Origin of the sequence: Streptomyces sp. XM83C, from assembly GCF_023072675.1 — a bacterium.
Lineage (GTDB): Bacteria > Actinomycetota > Actinomycetes > Streptomycetales > Streptomycetaceae > Streptomyces > Streptomyces thermocoprophilus.
Genome location: NZ_JALLGL010000426.1, coordinates 1 through 4,002, shown reverse-complemented (window position 1 = coordinate 4,002; position 4,002 = coordinate 1). Strand labels below are relative to the sequence as shown.

5 protein-coding genes are annotated in these 4,002 nt (G+C 74.2%); 2 read left to right on the top strand and 3 right to left on the bottom strand.

The annotated features are described in order from the left end of the window. Positions 1–351: 351 nt before the first annotated feature. Complete coding sequence (locus MTQ10_RS28595) at positions 352–819, bottom strand: winged helix-turn-helix transcriptional regulator (RefSeq protein ID WP_247473249.1); 468 nt, start codon at positions 817–819, stop codon at positions 352–354. Positions 820–920: 101 nt separating this feature from the next. Here MTQ10_RS28595 and MTQ10_RS28590 point away from each other — a divergent pair, with 101 nt between their 5' ends. Then, positions 921–1,415 carry a PaaI family thioesterase gene (locus MTQ10_RS28590; protein WP_247473246.1) on the top strand — a complete coding sequence of 165 codons (495 nt, stop codon included), beginning with the start codon at positions 921–923 and terminating at the stop codon, positions 1,413–1,415. Positions 1,416–1,472: 57 nt separating this feature from the next. On the opposite strand, the gene MTQ10_RS28585 is transcribed toward MTQ10_RS28590, so the two are convergent. Both MTQ10_RS28585 and MTQ10_RS28580 read right to left on the bottom strand, forming a co-directional pair. Continuing rightward, positions 1,473–2,312, bottom strand: a complete 840-nt coding sequence (locus tag MTQ10_RS28585) for a carbon-nitrogen hydrolase family protein (RefSeq protein ID WP_247473245.1) — start codon at positions 2,310–2,312, stop codon at positions 1,473–1,475. Beyond that, positions 2,309–3,301, bottom strand: coding sequence for a flavin reductase family protein (locus MTQ10_RS28580; protein WP_247473243.1), 993 nt, complete (start codon positions 3,299–3,301; stop codon positions 2,309–2,311). The genes MTQ10_RS28585 and MTQ10_RS28580 overlap by 4 nt, the downstream gene beginning before the upstream one ends. Before the next feature lie 451 nt (positions 3,302–3,752). On the opposite strand from MTQ10_RS28580, the gene MTQ10_RS28570 reads away from it, so the two are divergent. Further along, the coding region (locus MTQ10_RS28570; protein ID WP_247473241.1) for a transposase at positions 3,753–4,002 on the top strand (250 nt) is incomplete at its 3' end.

Here is a 4,002-nt window from a genome sequence, read left to right as displayed (position 1 = left end):
GGGCTCGGGAATGGGTATAAGAGACAGGCCGGGGGCTTCCGACGTCGGGCGGGGGTCGGCCGGTCCCGAGGCTGACGGGCCTCGATGAGGTGGGGCAGGACGGTTCCGAGGCTGACAGGGCTCGAGATCGGTCGGTCCCGATGCCGGTCGCGAAGCCGGACATGCCCGCGGCCGGTTAGTCCCGCGGCCGGTCGGTCCCGACGTCGATCAGGCCCGAGGCTGAGCGGCCTCGAGGCCGCTCGGATCCGAAGTCGGCCGTTCCCGGATCCGCACATGCCCGAGGCCGGCCGTTCCCGGATCCGCACATGCCCGAGGCCGGGCGGCCCCGGAACCGTACATGCCCGAGGCCGGTCAGCTCCGGGGCCGGGCCGACGGGCCGGGGTGGGTGCGGGCCTGCCGGGGTGTCAGCGGCCCGTGGTCCTCGGCGCAGACGATCACCGCACGCAGTGGTTCACCGCAGTCCGAGTGTCGTACCTCCAGCGGCGGCCCCTCCGGGTCCGCGGTGTACCGGTCGCCCCACTGCTTGAGTGCGATCATCGCCGGCCACAGATCCCAGCCCTTGCGGGTGAGCCGGTACTCGCGCCGGGTCCGGCTGCCCGGCTCACGGTAGGCGGCAGTCTCCAGGATTCCGGCGGCCACCAGCTTGCGCAGCCGGTCCGCCAGTACGGCCTCGGAGAGCCCGACGTGCCGCCGGAAGTCGTCGAAGCGCCGGACGCCGTTCATGGCATCCCGGATCAGCAGCAGCGACCACTTCTCACCGACCAGTTCCAGCGTCCGCTGGACGGTGCAGTTCTCGGTGCTCGTCTCCAGCCAGTTCATGCACCCATCCTAGGCTGGCTTCGTCATTGACAGCCAGGTTGGCGCATGCATAGCCTGCGGCCATCTAACTTCAGCATTCGAAGCCAGCAGTGGGAGTGGGCATGCGCAGGTCCCGGACATTCGAATGGGGCGACCCGGCGGTCACCGCCGCCGCCGTCCCGCACGGCAGCGGCCTCGACTTCCTCCGCGAGATCATGGCCGGGCGTCTGCCCGCCCCGCCGGTCGCCGCGATGCTGGGCTTCACCCTCGAAGAGGCCGAACACGGCAGGGCCGTCTTCACGCTGGAGCCGGGGGAGGAGCACTACAACCCGATCGGCAGCGTCCACGGCGGAGTCTTCGCCACCCTGCTGGACTCGGCGGCCGGCTGCGCCGTGCAGTCCGTGCTGCCGCAGGGCACCGGATACACCTCGCTCGACCTCACCGTGAAGTTCCTGCGCCCGGTCACCGTCGACACGGGCAAGATCCGCGCCGTCGGCACCGTGCTCAACGCCGGCCGCCGCACCGCCCTCGCCCAGGCCGAACTCCGCGACTCCGAGGACCGGTTGCTGGCCCACGCCACCAGCACCTGCATGCTCTTCCCCGTCCAGCAGAACTGACCGCCCGCCCCCGCCCGGCTCCAGGCGCCACACCTGCCGGGCGGGGGCGGCCGGCTGTCAGCGTGCCGCCGTGCGCAGCTCCGCCAGCATCCGCAGATGCCGCCGTACCGCCGCCAGGGCCTTCGGGTCGAGGTCGGCGACCAGTGTGGTGTCCTCACCGGCCGGGGCGTCCGCCACCGTGGCGCCGTCGGGCCCGTACACCGCGCTGGAGCCCGCACAGGGGCGGTGGGCCGGGCCGCCGAGCGGGTTGGCGAACACCGTGTACACCGTGTTCTCCAGGGCTCGGGCCCTGAGATAGACGGCCGCCCGGTGCTCGGTGCCCGAGGCGTACGCGGCCGGGTACAGCACGGCGTGCGCGCCCGTCAGGGCCGCCGCGCGGGCGTGCTCGGGGAACGACATGTCGTAGCAGACGCCCAGCCCGAGCCGCCAGCCGTCGACGGAGAGGGTGCTCGCCCTGCTGCCGGGAGAGAACAGGGCGGCCTCCTCGTCGTGCCACAGATGCCGCTTGTCGTACGGGACGGAGACGGTGCCGTCGGGCTCCACCGCCAGCAGCGAGTTGGTGAGCGGCCCGCCGGGACGGCGTACGGCGGCGCCCAGGAGCACCGTGACCCGGTGGTGGGCCGCGACCCGGACGAGCGGTTCCATACGGCGGTCGGTGACCTGCCCGGAGCGGTCGGCACGCACGGCCGCCGCGCCGTCGTCCCGGGCGAGGCGGCGCAGGTCGTAAGAGCACAGATGCAGTTCGGGGAGTACGACGACGCGGGCGCCCCGCCGGGCCGCGTGGCCGGCCCGTCCGGCGGCGATCCGGACGTTGCCCGCGATGTCGAGAGGCCGGGCCGCGGTCTGCACGACCGCGATCCGCAGCGGCGATTCCGGCAGACCGGGACAGGCGGTCACCGGCCGGCCCCCGGGACGCGGGGGGCGCCGGGGTCGCCCTCCGTGACAGGTGCCGTGTTCGGTCCGGCCTCGGTGGCGGGTGCCGTGTTCGGTCCGGCCTCGGTGACGGGTGCCGTGTTCGGTCCGGCCTCGGTGACAGGTGCCGCGCCCCGTCCGGCCTCGGTGACAGGGGCCGTGCCCGGTCCCGCCCCCGCGACAGGGGCCGCGCCCCGTCCGGCCCCCGCGACACGCGCCGTGCCCGGTTTCGCGCCGTCCCGCTCGACGACGACCCGGTGCCCGGACAGGGCCCCGGCGTCCTGCCCGGCCGGCAGGGGGACGTCCACCAGCAGGTCGTCGTACAGGGCCGACGGGTAGGTGCCGAGCGGTGTCGGGCTGCCGTCGGCGTCGAGCAGCGTCACCCGCCACTCCCGCGCACCGGCGCCGCCCGGACCCGTCGCCGCCACCCGCAGCGTGCCGCCGGGCCGGACCTCGGCGGCGGCGACGATCTGCGTGCGCTCGACGGGCTCGCCCAGGGCGTACATGGCGCCGTGCTTGACCAGCGGCCGTACCGGCCCGTCCGGGAGGTGCGCGGCGACGACCTCACCGATGTACAGGGTGTGCGAGGGCAGCGGCACCACCTGCCGCAGCAGGCACTCCACGGCCACCACCCCGCCCGTCACCCACGGCGTGCCCGTCGCCTCCGGGGCGCCGAGGCCGACGAGGTCGCTGCCGGTCTTGTCGATGTCGGCGCGGGAGAAACTCCCGGCGAAGTCGGCGAGCGCCGCCTGGTCCTCGGCGCACAGCGTCACCGAGAACTCACCCGCCTCCTCCACCCGCCCACCGGTCACACAGCGCGGCCCGAGCGCCACGGCCGCGTACAGGGGCTGCTTGTTGACGAAGCAGGACCACTCGGCCGACATCACGTTCACGGTGCCGTCGACGTTCGTGCAGACCAGGCCGACCGTGCTGGTCAGCCTCTTCCACAGATCGGCGGGCAGGTCACGGCTCATGTGCTCGTCTCCGTCGGGTCGTTCCTCGGGTCGTCTGCTCTTCCCGCCCGCGGGGCGTCGGCTTTCCCGCCCCGCGGGGCGTCCGCTCTTCCGCTTCGCGGGGCTTCCGCTCTTCCGCTCCGCGCCGCGCCGGTCCGCGCGCGTCCCCGGTCTTCGGCCGGCGCGGCACGCGGATCGTCCGGTGGTGAGGAGCGCGGGACGCCGGCCCGCCCGGCCCCCGGCCCGCCGGGCTGCGGCGCGGTGCTCAGCGCGAGCCGGAACCCCACCGGGTACAGCGGGCCGGGAAAGGGGCCGTGGCGGCGGCGGGTGCGGGTGAGGTCGCCGTACCGGCAGAAGCTGCCGCCGCGCGCCACCCGGTAGCCGCCCATGGTCTGCACGAGGTGGTCGGCCACGAACGGGCCGCCGCAATAAGACACCGTTTCAGATGGCCTGATCGCTCGTTGGGCCGTGCATGACGGATCTGGTGGAGCGGTTGGTGCCGGACGAGTTGTGGGCGCTGTTTCGGCGGGTGGTGCCGCCGACGGAGGTCATACGCCCGCAGGGCGGCGGCAAACGGAGGGCCGGTGACCGCGAGTGCCTGGCGGCGATCATTTTCGTGGCCACCTCGGGCTGCACGTGGCGGCAGTTGCCACCGGTGTTCGGGCCGGCCTGGCCCACGGTCTACCGGCGCTTCGCCCAGTGGAGCCGGGACCGAGTCTGGG

Excerpts from the sequence above, each read along its gene's own strand:
- MTQ10_RS28595 (WP_247473249.1), bottom strand. The coding sequence starts at position 819 with ATGAACTGGCTGGAGACGAGCACCGAGAACTGCACCGTCCAGCGGACG.
- MTQ10_RS28590 (WP_247473246.1), top strand. The coding sequence starts at position 921 with ATGCGCAGGTCCCGGACATTCGAATGGGGCGACCCGGCGGTCACCGCC.
- MTQ10_RS28580 (WP_247473243.1), bottom strand. The coding sequence starts at position 3,301 with ATGAGCCGTGACCTGCCCGCCGATCTGTGGAAGAGGCTGACCAGCACG.